Origin of the sequence: Halomonas sp. TA22 (assembly GCF_013009075.1) — a bacterium.
Taxonomy (GTDB): domain Bacteria; phylum Pseudomonadota; class Gammaproteobacteria; order Pseudomonadales; family Halomonadaceae; genus TA22.
In genome coordinates this window covers 2872851-2887295 of record NZ_CP053108.1, presented here as the reverse complement: position 1 = coordinate 2887295, position 14445 = coordinate 2872851, and the positions used below count along the sequence as shown (strand labels likewise).

The following is a 14445-nucleotide window of genomic DNA, read 5'->3' as shown; positions in this document are numbered from 1 at the left end:
GGAAGATGCCATGAGCCAGACCATCGCCAGCGATGCCCTGCGACTGCCCAGCCTGCGTGTGCACGGCGCAGACAACGTGCGAGTCGCTCTTCAGGATCTGTCGGCAGGCACTGAGATCGAGGATGACGGTCGCGTCATTCGCCTCGCTGAGAGCATCCGTCACAAGCACAAATTCGCCCTTCGGGCGCTGGAAGCAGGCGACACGGTGATCATGTACGGCGTCACGGTAGGCCGCGCCACCCGGCCGATCGCCGAAGGTGGCGCCATCACCACCGACAATATCGAGCACTCCACCGACAACAGCCGCCCTCTGGGCCAGCGCGACCATTGGAAAGCACCTGATGTGAGCGCCTTCCAGGGGGTCACCTTCGACGGCTATCAGCGCCCCGATGGCCGTGTGGGTACCGCCAATATCTGGCTGGTGGTGCCGCTGGTGTTCTGCGAGAACCGCAATATCGAGGTACTGCGACAGTGCGTAGCCGAGGCCCTGGGCGACGATCCCTACCGAGACTACAAGCGCATGGCACGTGACCTGCTGCACGGCGCTAGCTCGGCGCCAGAAGCGCCGCCGGTACAGGAGAGGCTGTTTCCCAACATCGATGGGGTGCGCTTTCTGACTCATACCCTGGGTTGCGGCGGTACCGACGATGACGCCGAGGCGCTGTGCCGGTTGCTCGCCGGCTACATCTGTCACCCCAACGTTGCCGGTGCCACGGTACTGAGCCTCGGCTGCCAGAAGGCGCAGATCAAGATGCTCGCCAAGGCAGTCGCCGAGCGCGACCCCGAGGGGCTCAGGCCCGTTCACTACCTCGACCAACAGGCAACCGGCAGCGAGGAGCAGCTGATCCGCCAGGCGCTAACCACCATCTTCGACGGCCTGGCCGAGGCCAATCGAGTCGCGCGCACGCCGGCGCCGCTCTCCGAGCTCACCATCGGTCTGGAGTGCGGCGGCTCCGATGGGTTCTCCGGCCTCTCGGCCAACCCGCTCGTCGGCGCCGTCACCGATCGCCTGGTGGCACTGGGCGGCAGCGGAATCCTCAGTGAGTTCCCTGAACTGTGCGGCGTGGAGCATGAGTTGATCGCTCGCTGCCGCAGCGATGCGGTGGCCGAGCGTTTCAGCACTTTGATGGCCGCCTACCAGCGGCATGCCGCCACGGTGGGCGCCGACTTCTCGATGAACCCCTCGCCGGGCAACGTCCGCGACGGGCTGGTCACCGATGCCATGAAGTCGGCGGGTGCAGCCAAGAAAGGCGGCGACAGCCCCGTGGTCGACGTGCTCGACTACACAGAGCCGATGCTGCGCAAGGGGCTCAACCTGCTCTGCACGCCGGGCAATGATGTGGAGTCCACCACCGCCCTCACCGGTTCGGGCGCTAACCTGATCATGTTCACGACCGGCCTTGGCACGCCCACCGGCAATCCCGTCGCGCCGGTGCTCAAGATCTCCAGCAACAGCGAGCTTGCCAGACGCATGGCGGACATCATCGATTTCGACGCGGGGCCGATCATCCTTGGCGAGGCGCAGATCGACGAGCTGGCCGACGAACTGCTCAAGTTGTGCATCGACACCGCCTCGGGGCGCTACCAGCCGCGTGCGGTGCGGCTTGCCCAGTACGACTTCATACCATGGAAACGTGGCGTATCGCTGTAACGAGTCGCCGACAGGGAGGTCGGCGTAGCATGGGTGGCAGGGCAAGCAGTCCTTCAGACGACGACAGTTCAGGAGGCCTTGTTGAGACGCTTCTTGAGCTTCATGTAGGTACCGTAGTGGCGATCGAGATGGCGACGCATCGCCGCCTCGGCGGCATCAGGATCCCTCGACTCGATGGCCTCTATGATCTCGCCATGAGCGGCCAGTGCCGCCTTGTCCTCGTCCTTCTGCTGGAGTACCTGAGCGCGCCGATCGTCGAGCCATTCGGAGAGCGCCACATGGATCGCGTCGAAGATGGGGTTGCGCCCGATGCTGGCCAGCACGCCATGGAAGTCGTTGTCGGAGCGCTTGAAACGCGCCTCGTCGCCGATCGCATCGCGATTCTCCTGCAGTGCTGAGCGCAGGCGGTCGAGATCCTCGTCACTGGCGTGGCGCGCAGCATAACGGGCCAGGGAGATTTCGAACATGGCGCGAGCTTCCTGGAAGTACTGCTGCCCTTCCGGCTTCGTCAGCAGCTGACGCGTCACCCCCGACAGCCTTGCCATCACGGCTTCGGCGGTCGGACGGATGACACGCGCACGGGTACCGCTGTTGATCGCGATCAGTCCGAGCTGTTGAAGGTGGAAGAGCGCCTCGCGCACCGCGGGCCGGCCGACACCGAACTGCTCCATGAGTTCCCGCTCGGAGGGGAGTTGGTCGTTCTCGCTCAGTCGCCCCTCGAGAATCTCCGCCTCGAGCTGTTCGGCCACTTGCTCGGAAAGCGTCTTGCGCTCCACCCGGTATCTGCTCATCGATCAACCTCTTCTCTTGCTAGCTGGCAGGCACCCTGTCAAGGCGCACCTCGATTCGTTGCGCCCATCTTACCGCATCACGCTTGCCCTCGGCGTTTACGCCACGCTTTTCACCGGCTCGATGCCGAAACGCTCTGCCAGTTCTGCATACGCTCGCTGATTGGCACTATCCAGGGGAATGCCATGGGCGTCGCGCTGCGCCTGGCATCGCCATTCGCGATCACCCGGGGCCAGCACTTCCGCACCGGGAAGGGCCGGCTGCGAACGCAGGTCGTCGAGATAGGCAGTCATGCAGGCCTGAAAGCTATCGCGCTCGGCAAAGGCATCGGGCTTCATGACCAGGAAGAAGTGGGCGACCCCTCGGGGCGTCGCCATGTCGTCGCCATTCATCGGCAACAGGCGAAAGCCGTTGAGCATTCCCGAGAGCGTCGAGCTCAATATCTCCACCATGCCACCCAGTCCCGCCCCCTTGAAGCCGAAGGCACTGCCCCCCAGCGGCAGCAGCGCGGAGACGTCGTGGGGCCAGCATGTCACGTTGCCCTCGGCATCGGCGGCCACCTCGGAAGGCAAGCCACGACCGATTGCGCCATACTGCTGCACGCGATTCCAGGGGATCGCGCTGGTGGCCATGTCCAGCAGGTAAGGTACCTGCCCATCGACCGGAGCGGCGAAGGCCAGCGGATTGGTGCCATGGAAGGGCTGTCGCCCCTCATGGAGCAGCACGAACGGATCGGAATTGCATACGCTCAGAGCAATGTAGCCGCGCTCGGCGGCGGCCAGGGAGTAGCATCCGGCGGCCCCGAAGTGCGAGGAGCGGCCCACTGCCACCGCACCGATGCCCACCTCCCCCGCCATGGCAATGGCATGGTCGATGGCGGCATAACCGGCCAGATGGCCAAGGCCGTCGTCGGCATCGAGATAACCGGTGGCCGCCAGCCGCCTGGCAAAGCGCATCTCGGGATGCGGGTTGATCCTGCCCCCCTGCAAAGCCGCGACATAATGCGGCAACAGGCGCAAGCCATGACTGTCGGTGCCCATTCGCGAGGCGGTGACCAGCGCCCTGGTGACCGCCTGAGTCGATGGTTCATCGGCACCGGACGCCTCGAGCACCTTACTCATGAATCGCGTGAGGTCATCGACGGCAACACGGAACTCCCTGTTCAGGTCAGGCATCGTTCGCTTCTCGCTTATCGGTAGACCAGTGTGGGAAGCCACATGGAGATGGCCGGAATGAAGGTCACCAACAGCAGCGTGATGAACAGCGGAATCAGAAACGGCAGGGTGCCGCGCATGCAGCGCTCGAACGAGATGTTCGACACCCGCGACAACACATAGAGCACCATACCCACGGGTGGCGTCAGCAGGCCGATCATCAGGTTGAGCACCATGATCACGCCGAAATGCACCGGATCCACCCCTACGGCTACCACTAGTGGCAGCAGCACGGGGACCAGGATGGTGATGGCGGCGATGGTTTCCATGAAGCAGCCAACCACGATCAGGACCAGATTGGTGATCAGCAGTACCGCCACCTTGTTGTCGGCAAAGGGTCCCATCAGGGCGACCACGTTCTGGGTGACCTGATTGCTGGTGAGTATCCAGGCGAAGATCGAGGCGGAGGCGACGATGAACAGGATGACCGCGGTGGTCTCGATGGTCTCCATACTTACCTTGAGCAGCTTGCGCCATGTCAGGGTTCGGTAGACAGCCACGCCGAGCAGCAGCGCATAGAAGACCGCGGCCACGGCGGCTTCGGTTGGCGTGAAGGCCCCGGTGATGATGCCCCCCACGATGATGACCGGTGTCATCAGCGACAGGAACGCAGCAGCGAAGGTCTTGCCCAACACACCCATGGAGAACGTCGCATCGCGCTGATAGCCGCGCCGGCGGGCCAGGAAGAAGATCATCAGCATCAGGATGACCCCCATCAGCAGGCCCGGCACCAGCCCCGCGGCGAACAGCTGACCGACCGATGCCGAGGCCATCACGCCATAGATCACCATCGGCAGGCTGGGCGGAATGATCGGGCCGATGGTCGATGAGGCGGCGGTGATGCCTACCGCGAACTCCTCGTCGTAGCCGGCATCCTTCATCGCCTTGATCTCGATCATGCCTAGCCCGCCGGCATCGGCTACCGCTGCGCCCGACATGCCGGAGAAGACGATGCTCGCGCCGACGTTGACATGACCAAGCCCACCACGCATCCAGCCCATCAACGCCTTGGCGAAGTCGAAGATGCGCTCGGTGATGCCGGCATTGTTCATGAGGCTGCCGGCGAAGATGAAGAACGGAATGGCCAGCAGCGGAAAGCTGTCGATACCGTTGATCATGCGGTGCGCTACCACGATGTCCGGCACCTGGCCACTGATCGTTACGAACAGCAGGCAGGAGCCGGCCAGGCTGATGGCGATCGGCACCCCCAGTACCAGCATGGTGAACAGCGAGAAGAACAGGAAGGAGACGTAGTAGCCCATCACCGCGAGGATCACGCATCCGAGGATGGCGAGCACCGACAGCAGGGGCGTCACGATGGGCTTGTGCCAACGTACCAGGGAGAGCTGAGACATGCGATAAGGCCCCTATTCGTTATGGCGATAACGTCGAATGGCATGCTGCAGGCAGCGCACCGCCATCAGCAGGAAGGCAGCGGACACGGTGTAGTAGATGATGCTCTTGGGTAGATCCACCGAGATCATCATGCCGCCGGTCCTACCCGCGAGGCGAAAGGCGACCCACGCCATGGCGACATAGAAGATCAGGCTCACTGCCGCCACCGCATGGGTCAATAGCCGGGCCAGCCAATCGGGCATGTAGTGGTAGAAGAACTCCACCATGATGTGCGAGCCCTTGCGCACTGCCATGACGCTACCCACGAAGCCCACGCCGATCAGCAGATAGCGAGCGATCTCCTCCGTCCAGGTCGTGGAATCGCCCATGACGTAACGCGTGAAGAACTGCAGAAAAACCACCAGGATCAATACCCAGAAGATCACCAGCGATAGGTAATCCTCGATGCAGTAGTCGCGGAAACGGAACTCCTCCTCCTCGAAGATGCTGCCGAAATCGGTCATGGGATCGAGGACCTGGGATTGTGGTTGCGAATGAGCGCTTGGATGCTTGTCCGACATGGCAGGACTCCCTCTTCCCGCCTGACATGGCAGGCGGGAAGGATTCACTCATGGAGGAAACGTTACTGACCGATGGCCTGCAGCCGATCGTAGGTTTCCTCGTCCCAGGTGGCCGCATCGCCCAGGTGCTGCGGCTCGACGACCTCGCGGAACGGGGCGCGATCGACCTGATTGACGGTATTGCCCTGCTCCTCGAACCAGGCGATCAACTCCTGCTCGGCCTGGACGATCTCCTGGGTATTGTTGCGAGCGGCTTCCTGGAAGACCTCGCGGAATATCTCGCGGTCCTCTTCGGAGAGCTGATTCCAGCGTGGCCCGCCAACGATGGTGATCAGTGAGTCGGTGATGTGGCCGGTGAGGTTGATGTGCTCCTGCACCTCATGGAACGCCTTGGCACGAATCGTCGGCAGCGGGTTTTCCTGGGCATCGACGACACCTTGCTGCAGGGCCAGATAGACCTCATCGAAGGCGATCGGTGTCGGGTTGGCGCCCGCCGCGCGAGGGAACATCATGTAGAGCGGCGCATTGGGAACGCGAATGCGCAGATTACTCATGTCCTCCGGGGTATTGATCGCCTTGTTGGCTGTGACGTGGCGCTCTCCGTAGTAGTTGAGCGCGAGGGGGACGTTACCGGTCGCGCCCTGGTACCCCTGCGAGATCTCCTCGAACAGTTCACTGTCGGCATAGGCCTGCCAGTGGTCGAAATTGCGGAACATGTAGGCGGCGCCAGCAATCCCGATCGGGCCGTAGAAGCGCCCGGCGAACTGGGTACCAGTGTAGATGATATCCACCGTGCCCAGCTGCAGGCCTTCGTTGATATCCTCCTCCTTGCCTAGCGAGGAGGCGGCATACACCTGCATGGTGTAACGCCCATCGGTGCGCTCCTCGATCTCGTCGGCTGCCCACAGCGCCCATTGATGGAAGGGCTCGGAAGTTTCATAGACGTGCGCGAAACGCAGGTTTTCCGCGGCGGCTGCGCCGCCTGCGAGCCCCACCCCCGCCACCAATAGCGTGGCGGATACCCAGCGAGCGATCTGGCATTGACTCATCAGTTGCATATTGTTGTTCTCCTTTGTTTCGGACGTCTTGTGATCTGGCATGACGAGATGCGAAGCCTGTTATTTTGTCGTGCTGTATACGTATCATACCAACTATGAAAAATTAGCCCGTGGCTGAAAGAGGCGCAACCGGGACGAGATTATCTTTGGTCGCATTCCTCACATCGCCAGCGTTACTTCAGGCTGGCTTCGAGACGGACCAGCAGGTCGGCTTCACCAAATCCGCCCGCCTTGGTAATCACTGCACGCTCCCGGTCGCCATCAAGATAGCCAAGCACCACTCCCGGCGCCCACTCCCCCTCGACCGTGATCGAGGCAACTCCCAGGCGTCGCAACACGGCAAGCGCAGTATCGCCACCGGTCACGAACAGCAGCCCCTGCCCCAGCGGCCAATGTTCGACGGCGTCAGCGACTCGCTCGGCCAGTGTCTGGGCAACCTCGTCGGCATCACGATGGGTGGCGTTTCCACCGGGAATCACCACCACGCATTGCGCATGCTCGACACTGGAAGGAGGCGCCAGCGCCTCGATGATCTGTAGCTCATCGCAGCTCGACATGAGCGCGTCGAGCTGTTCCAGCGCATGCGGGCACCGCGACCCCACCACATAAAGTCGCTCGATGGAGGCATCGAAATACCGACGGCTGGCCCGAATCCTGCCGAACATGCGCTGTGCCATGGCCGAGGCCAGGCCCGAGGCGCCCGCCAGCAACCATTTGCCCGGATCATCGGCCATCGCATCGTAGAGCTGTGCCAGGTCGGCATCGCTTGTCGAATCGACCACGCAATCGCTCAATGGCAGCTTGGCCTGCGAGCATGGAGCATGCCGCAACAGCGCCACGCCATGTGGTGCAAAGAGTTCATCGAGGGGCTCGGTTGGCGGTACCGAGCGAGCATCGCGACCATAGACGGTGCTTGCCAGCGGCAGGCCATCGACATAGACCTGAGCATCTTTAACCGTGCGCGCCTGGGCGGGCACCGCCGGGGCCAGCAGCAGAGGGAGGGCGCAGGCCTCACGCATCGCCAGGCATTCGGCGACTACCTGACCGCGCAGGGTCGAGTCGATTTTCTTGAACCACTGCGCGGGCTCAATCTCGGCGAGAAGCTCGACCGCTCGCCGCACCCGCGATGCCGCCTCTTGCGCCTCAAGATGGCGCGACTCGAGATTGACGGCGATCACCTGCGGCAAGGCATTCCGCCAGCTTGCCAGGGCAGCCTCGAGTCGCTCGAGCGACACCACGACGCGAGTGCTGGCCCCGCGCACCGCAAAGGGAGCCGCGCCGTCCAGTGCGCCGGTCAGGTCATCGGCCACGATGGCCAACCGACAGCGCGGCGCGTTCACCGTATCGCCAGGCGGCGAGCGTAAGCGATGGCCGCCCCCATGTTGGTGGCATCCGCCACACCCTTCCAGGCGATATCGAAGGCGGTGCCGTGATCCACCGAGGTGCGCATGACCGGAAGCCCTAGGCTGACGTTGACGGTGGTATCGAAGGCGATCAGCTTCACCGGGATGTGCCCCTGGTCGTGATACTGCGCCACCACGAGATCGAACTCACCTCTCGAGGCACGATAGAACACTGTGTCGGCCGAGATGGGCCCGTGAACGTCCAACCCCTGGCTTCGAAGCGCCTCGACAGCCGGTGCGATGATGTGCTCATCCTCATCACCGAAGATGCCCCCCTCGCCACAGTGCGGATTGAGCCCCGCCACCGCGATGCGCGGCTGCGCCAATCCCAGCGAGACGAGATGGGCATGACCGGCGCGCACGGTGGCGTCGATGCGCTCGGACGACACTCTGTCGATGGCATCGCGCAGCGAAACGTGGGTCGACACGTGCAGGGTCGAGAGCGTCTCGGAGGCCAGCAGCATGAACGAGGATGGCGCGCCGGTCAGTGAAGCAAGCATCCCGGTATGGCCGTCGTAGTGATGGCCGGCAGCATGCAAGGCTGCCTTGTTGAGCGGCGCGGTGACGATCACGCCGGCGTGCTTCGACTCGACCAGCGCCACGGCCGCCTTGACGAAGCGAAAGGCCATGTCGCCACCGCCGGCACTGATCTGCCCATCGGGCACCTCACCACTGTCGGCGCGCTCGACGGGAAATACCGCCACGCCGCCTGGCGCTGGCAATGCATCGCCAGGCACCCACGGCTGCATGACGAGTTCGCTGTCGATGAGCTCCGCGGCACGACGAAAGGTCGCCTGGTCGCCCACCAACAGGGTCGAGGCGCGAGCGTCGTCGTCCATCTTCGTCACCGCCCGGCAGATGATCTCCGGCCCTACCCCGGCCGGGTCGCCCATGGTGACGACAAGCTCGAAGGTCGGCTCGTTCATGGCATCAGCTGCCCGCCATTGACCTCGATGACCTGCCCCGTGACATAGCCGCTCAAGGCATCGGTCGCCAGGAACAGGTAGGCACCGACACACTCTTCGGCACTGCCGAGGCGCCCTTGGGGGATCGAGACGCGCGCGGCATCGAGATGCGCTGCGTTGGAGTGGCGCTCATGAAAATCCGTGGCAATGGTGCCCGGCGCCACGGCGTTGACGCGCACGTTGTCCGCCGCCAGCTCCTTGGCCATGGAGCGCGTCAGCGTGCTGACGAACCCCTTCGACGAGGCGTAGAGGCCCGCACCGAAGCCACCGCCGTTACGCGCTGCGATCGAGGTGGTGTGAATGATGTTACCCACGCCCTGACGCTTGAAGTGAGCCAGTGCCGCACGGCTGGCCATCACCACCGAGCGGGCATTGAGATCCATGACCCTGTCGTAGTGCGCATCATCGATATCGCCAAGCGCTACGCGTCCCAGCATGTCGCCAGCATTGTTGATCAGCAGATCCAGTCCACCCAGACGCTCGGCAGCCCCGTCGACGACGGCCACGGCCTGCTGCGAACGGCTGACATCGCCCTTGAGGACAAACGCCTCGCTGCCCGCCGAGCGAATCTCCTCGACCACCTGACTGGCCGCCATTTCACTGGCGTGATAGTGCACCGCGACATGGCACCCCAGCGCGCCTAGACGGCGTGCCACCGCCGCTCCGATCCCCCTGCTCGCGCCGGTGATCAATACCCGCTTGCCCTTGAGTTCCTCGAACATGCTTACGCTCCTGTGCTCTACACGAGAACCGGCCCGGCCCGGCCCGATTTATTGAGTGTTATGGCTAGCAAGGCAGAAGCCCCTTGCTATAGTCTTGTTGATAGCATACCTGTCATACCAAGACAGGTAATCACCACTATAGGCGAACCCTGACCAGGCACCAGCTTCGCCTCGCACCGTTTCAGGGAGACGAATCCATGACACCCCCTTCGCCACGAACGCTACTGCCCGAGGATCATGAAAACGCGCTGCTGGTGGGGCGCGTCTGGCGGGAGAGCGCCACTCCTGGCCCGGCCCTGGTGGCGGTGCGCAATGGCAAGGTAATAGATATCACCCATGCCGGCCCGACCATGGCCGACCTGCTGGAGCGTGAAGACCTGGTCGAGTGCGTGCGTCACGTTGAAGGAGAGTCGCTTGGGGCGGTCGAGACGCTGCTCGCCAATTCACTGCAGCACCCTCAGCAGGCCCCCTATTTTCTGGCGCCCTGCGACGTACAGGCGATCAAGGCATGCGGCGTCACCTTCGCGGTCAGCCTGCTCGAGCGTGTCATCGAGGAGCAGGCTGGCGGCGACCCGGCCAGGGCAACCGCGCTTCGCGGCGAACTTCAGGAGGTGATCGGTACCGATCTGTCACGTATTGCCCCGGGTTCGCCCGAGGCGATGTCACTCAAGCAGGCGCTGCAGGCGCGGGGCGCTTGGTCGCAATACATGGAGGTCGGCATCGGCCCGGATGCCGAGGTGTTCACCAAGGCCCAGCCACTCTCGGCGGTGGGGCTCGGGGCAAGCGTCGGGTTGCATCCGGCATCGCAATGGAACAACCCCGAACCGGAGATCGTGCTGGCGGTGGACTCCCATGGCCAGGTGCGCGGTGCGACCCTTGGCAACGACGTCAACCTGCGCGACGTGGAAGGGCGCAGCGCACTGCTGCTGGGCAAGGCCAAGGACAACAACGCCTCGTGCTCGATCGGCCCCTTCATCCGACTTCTCGACGCTCGATTCACCCTCGATACACTGCGCGAGTGTGAAGTCTCGCTCAGGATAGAGGGGGGCGATGACGACTTTCTGCTTGAGGGCTCGAGCGACATGCGCGAGATCAGCCGCGACCCGCTCAATCTGGTCGCTCAGACCATCGGCTCCCATCATCAGTATCCCGATGGGTTCATGCTGTTTCTGGGCACCATGTTCTCCCCCATCAAGGATCGAGACACTCAGGGCCAAGGCTTCACTCATCACCTGGGCGATCGCGTCACCATCGCCACCCCCGCGCTCGGCGCCCTGGTCAACGATGTCGGCCGCAGCGACCAGCTGCCGCCTTGGACCTTCGGAATTCGCCAGCTCATGCAGCATCTGGCACAAAGGTAAGGGCTGAGCCACAGTACCGCCAGGACCGGACAACAGGAATCCAACGTGAACGCAGCAGCAGATGCCATCGACCGATTGATCCAGCGACTCGGCGAGCGTGCCGTGATCCGCGACCCGAACGAGCAAGCACGCTACATTAGCGACTGGGCCGGCGACCGGCGGGGCATGCCACTCGCCGTGGTTCGCCCCGCCTCGACCGAGGAGGTAGCAGAGGTGGTATGCCTGTGCCAGACGCACGCCATCCGCATGGTGCCGCAAGGGGGCCATACCGGGTTGGTCGAAGGGGCGCTGCCGGACCACGATGGCGGGGAGCTGGTGATCAGCCTGGAGCGCATGAACCGGATTCGTGCGATCGACGCCTTCGGCTTCACCATGACCGTGGATGCCGGCTGCATCTTGGAGAGCGTCAAGCAGGCCGCCGCCGAGCATGATTGCGACTTCCCCCTCTCCCTGGGCGCTCAGGGAAGCTGCCAGATCGGCGGCAACGTCGCCACCAATGCCGGCGGGCTCAATGTGCTGCGTCACGGCATGATGCGCGGACTCGTCCTGGGACTCGAGGTGGTGCTGCCCGACGGACGCATCTGGAATGGCCTGCATACCCTGCACAAGGACAACCGCGGTTTCCCGCTGCGTCAGCTGTTCCTGGGCAGCGAAGGTACCCTGGGCATCGTCACCGCTGCGGTACTCAAGCTCACTCCCCTGCCGGACCAGACACGCACCGCAATGCTTGCCGCCCCCTCTGCCGATGCGGTCATCGCCCTCTATGGCCTTGCCAGACGCGACTGCAGCGATCTGCTCACCGCCTTCGAGCTGATTCCCAGACGCTGCATCGAGCTGGCCCTCGAGGCCTCTCCCCAGTTGAGCGATCCCATGGATGAGGCCTATCCCTGGTATGTTCTCATGGAAGTGGCCGCCACCGGGCCTGTCAATCTGGGCGCAATGCTCGAGCAGCTGCTCGAGCAGGGCATGGAGAAGGAGCTGATCCTCGATGGGGCATTGGCGAGCAGCGAGACGCAGTCACGACACTTATGGCAGTTCCGCGAGAGCATGCTGGAGGGGCAGCGCCGCCGCGGCGTGCATCTGCGTACCGACATCTCGGTACCGATCACGGCGATAGGTGCCTTCATGGAGCGTGCCGCGCAGGCAGTAACCCAGGCCTCACCCGAGGCCGAGATCATCGCCTATGGGCACGTCGGGGATGGCAACCTGCACTTCAACATTCTGCCGCCGCCACTGCTTGACGACGGAGCCAAGCGCCAGCATCTGCATGAGCTTGAAGAATTGATCTTCGACGTGCTCGATGAGTTCGGCGGCAGTATCAGCGCCGAGCATGGGATCGGGCGTACCAAGCAGACCGCCTATCTATCCCGTCTCTCGCCGGTCGAGCGTGAACTTGCCGAAGGGCTCAAGGCGATGTTCGATCCCAATGGCCTGATGAATTCCGGTCGAATCCTGCCGGCTCAGCGCTGACGCCTAACCCTATTGGATAATAGTCATACAAGCACACGCTCAATCATAGTACCAATTGTCACAACCCCGGGCATCGCCCCTCGTTTGGCAAGCAAAGACGCCTCAGGCCGAGGCACAGCAGTGGAACAACCCATAATTCGCCACTCAAGGAGATCACGCCATGACACCTTTCTGGCGCAGCACGTTCACTCTAGCCGGTGCCGTCGCTCTCGGCATGGGCATCGTCCACGCCCAGACTCCCGATCTGTCGGACCCTCCCGCCATCGAGGGCGATACCGTCGGGGATCACGGCAGCCATAACATCCGCATGGGTATCGGCCTTGCCGAGACCTCGCCACAGTACCTCTCCAGCCGGTACTTCGCCGAGATCCTGGAGCAGCGCAGCGAAGGGCGGCTGACCGTCAATATCTTCCCCAACAGCCAGCTGGGCGATGACGTACAGATGATGGAGATGCTGCAGACCGGCACGCTCGACATGACCTACCCCTCCTCCTCCCCGGCCACCACCTACGTGCCCGAGTTGGCGGCATTCGATCTACCCTTCCTGCTCCCCACCCGCGAAGCCGCCATCGAAGTGATGCGCAGCGACGTCGCTCAGGGAATGCTCGACGCCTTTGAAGGCTCGGGCATCAAGGCGCTGGCCTTCTCCGAGAACGGCTACCGTCAGCTCACCAATAGTGCGCGCCCGATCGAGTCGCCCGATGATGTCGCCGGTCTCGGGGTGCGCGGCTTGAGCGTGCGAACCATGGAGAATCCCGTCCACCTGGCGATCTGGCGGACACTGGGCGCCAACCCCACCCCGATGGCCTTCGGCGAGCTCTTCTCGGCAATGGAGCAAGGCGTGGTCGATGGACAGGAGAACCCGTGGAGCACGATTCTCACCTCCAATTTCCATGAAGTTCAGGACTACGGTTCCGAGACGCGCCACGTCTACACGCCATTCATTCTGATGATCTCCGAACGCACCTGGAACCGTCTCGATCCGACCTATCAGGAACTGGTCCAGGAGGCCGCACGCCAATCCGCGGAGTACGAGATCCAGTTGGCGACCGAGTACGACGACTGGGCCCGCGATCAACTCGAGGAGCGTGGCATGCAAATCACCCGGCTCAACGATGAGCAGATCGCCGCTTTTCAAGAGGCTGTGCAGCCTGTCTATGACGAATGGGCACCGCGTATCGGCGAAGAGCTGATTGCCGATATCCAGCGTATTGCCGAAGAGGCGATGGGCCAGTAATCGAATAGCCGAGCCACACTTGTCGCCATATGTCACCGGAGCCCCTCCGGTGACATGACCACTCTTTCGGAGTCGCTTATGGACAATTCACCCATGCGGTCAATACCGCCCGACGACCCGACCGCCTATCTCGAGGACCCCAACCGCGAGCCCCTCGAGTTCGACTTCGAGGCACGCAAGGGACCCGCGCTGTTTCGCTGGATAACCCTCGCCATGGAGCAGCTGATCGCGGCCATCCTCGTGGCACTGATCCTGTCGGTCTCGGCCAACGTGCTTGGACGTTCCTTTTTCAATCGCTCTCTGCCCTGGGCCGACGAGCTGGCGCGCATGCTGTTCATCTGGCTGATCTTCATCGGCGCGGCGGCGGCCTTTGCGCGTTACGAACATATCGCCGTGGATTTCCTGGTGCGCAAGCTGTCGCCACGAGGTGCCCATGCGCTCTATCTGATCCAGCACCTGATCATCACCGCACTCATGGGGGTAATCATCTGGGGCGGCTATGTGGTGATCTCCCGCTCGACCGGACGCACCGCCATCCTCGGGGTGCCGTGGAACCTGATCAACGTCTCGCTGGTGATCTGCGCGGTATTCATCGCCGCCGTGGCACTGTGGCGCGCCTGGCAAAGCCTGGCCATCATTGTCGGATCGAGGAGCTAGTC

At 63.2% G+C, this 14445-nt stretch carries 13 protein-coding genes; 5 read left to right on the top strand and 8 right to left on the bottom strand.

Annotation, left to right across the window (positions count from 1 at the left end; translation table 11 throughout):
- Window positions 1-10: 10 nt before the first annotated feature.
- Window positions 11-1651, top strand: coding sequence for a UxaA family hydrolase (locus HJD22_RS13630; protein ID WP_208656478.1), 1641 nt, complete (start codon window positions 11-13; stop codon window positions 1649-1651).
- A 68-nt stretch (window positions 1652-1719) separates the two neighbouring features.
- Here the strand turns inward: HJD22_RS13630 and nanR are convergent, their stop codons facing one another.
- From nanR to HJD22_RS13590, 8 genes are all read right to left on the bottom strand, one after another.
- Entirely contained in the window at window positions 1720-2442 is a 723-nt protein-coding gene (gene nanR, locus HJD22_RS13625) for a transcriptional regulator NanR (protein ID WP_208656479.1), read from the bottom strand.
- A 96-nt stretch (window positions 2443-2538) separates the two neighbouring features.
- Window positions 2539-3615: an Ldh family oxidoreductase gene (locus HJD22_RS13620; RefSeq protein WP_208656480.1), complete on the bottom strand. Its 1077-nt coding sequence runs from the start codon at window positions 3613-3615 to the stop codon at window positions 2539-2541.
- Between the two features lie 14 nt (window positions 3616-3629).
- Window positions 3630-5009: a TRAP transporter large permease gene (locus HJD22_RS13615; protein ID WP_208656481.1), complete on the bottom strand. Its 1380-nt coding sequence runs from the start codon at window positions 5007-5009 to the stop codon at window positions 3630-3632.
- Window positions 5010-5021: 12 nt separating this feature from the next.
- On the bottom strand, window positions 5022-5570 hold the full coding sequence (locus tag HJD22_RS13610) for a TRAP transporter small permease (RefSeq protein WP_208656482.1): 549 nt from the start codon (window positions 5568-5570) through the stop codon (window positions 5022-5024).
- Window positions 5571-5632: 62 nt separating this feature from the next.
- Entirely contained in the window at window positions 5633-6628 is a 996-nt protein-coding gene (locus HJD22_RS13605; protein ID WP_208656483.1) for a sialic acid TRAP transporter substrate-binding protein SiaP, read from the bottom strand.
- 173 nt (window positions 6629-6801) lie between these two features.
- Window positions 6802-7968: a four-carbon acid sugar kinase family protein gene (locus HJD22_RS13600; protein ID WP_208656484.1), complete on the bottom strand. Its 1167-nt coding sequence runs from the start codon at window positions 7966-7968 to the stop codon at window positions 6802-6804.
- On the bottom strand, window positions 7965-8957 hold the full coding sequence (gene pdxA / locus HJD22_RS13595) for a 4-hydroxythreonine-4-phosphate dehydrogenase PdxA (RefSeq protein WP_248730260.1): 993 nt from the start codon (window positions 8955-8957) through the stop codon (window positions 7965-7967). Before pdxA ends, HJD22_RS13600 begins: the two co-directional genes overlap by 4 nt.
- Window positions 8954-9718 (bottom strand): SDR family NAD(P)-dependent oxidoreductase, encoded by a 765-nt coding sequence (locus HJD22_RS13590; RefSeq protein ID WP_208656485.1) that lies wholly within the window; start codon window positions 9716-9718, stop codon window positions 8954-8956. Before HJD22_RS13590 ends, pdxA begins: the two co-directional genes overlap by 4 nt.
- 197 nt (window positions 9719-9915) lie before the next feature.
- Here HJD22_RS13590 and HJD22_RS13585 point away from each other — a divergent pair, with 197 nt between their 5' ends.
- From HJD22_RS13585 to HJD22_RS13570, 4 genes are all read left to right on the top strand, one after another.
- Window positions 9916-11079: a fumarylacetoacetate hydrolase family protein gene (locus HJD22_RS13585; RefSeq protein ID WP_208656486.1), complete on the top strand. Its 1164-nt coding sequence runs from the start codon at window positions 9916-9918 to the stop codon at window positions 11077-11079.
- 45 nt (window positions 11080-11124) lie between these two features.
- Complete coding sequence (locus HJD22_RS13580) at window positions 11125-12549, top strand: FAD-binding oxidoreductase (RefSeq protein ID WP_248730259.1); 1425 nt, start codon at window positions 11125-11127, stop codon at window positions 12547-12549.
- A 160-nt stretch (window positions 12550-12709) separates the two neighbouring features.
- The gene (locus HJD22_RS13575; protein WP_208656487.1) at window positions 12710-13786 is read left to right on the top strand and encodes a TRAP transporter substrate-binding protein; all 1077 of its coding nucleotides are present in this window, start codon (window positions 12710-12712) and stop codon (window positions 13784-13786) included.
- Between the two features lie 93 nt (window positions 13787-13879).
- Window positions 13880-14443, top strand: a complete 564-nt coding sequence (locus tag HJD22_RS13570) for a TRAP transporter small permease (RefSeq protein ID WP_208656488.1) — start codon at window positions 13880-13882, stop codon at window positions 14441-14443.
- Window positions 14444-14445: the final 2 nt, after the last annotated feature.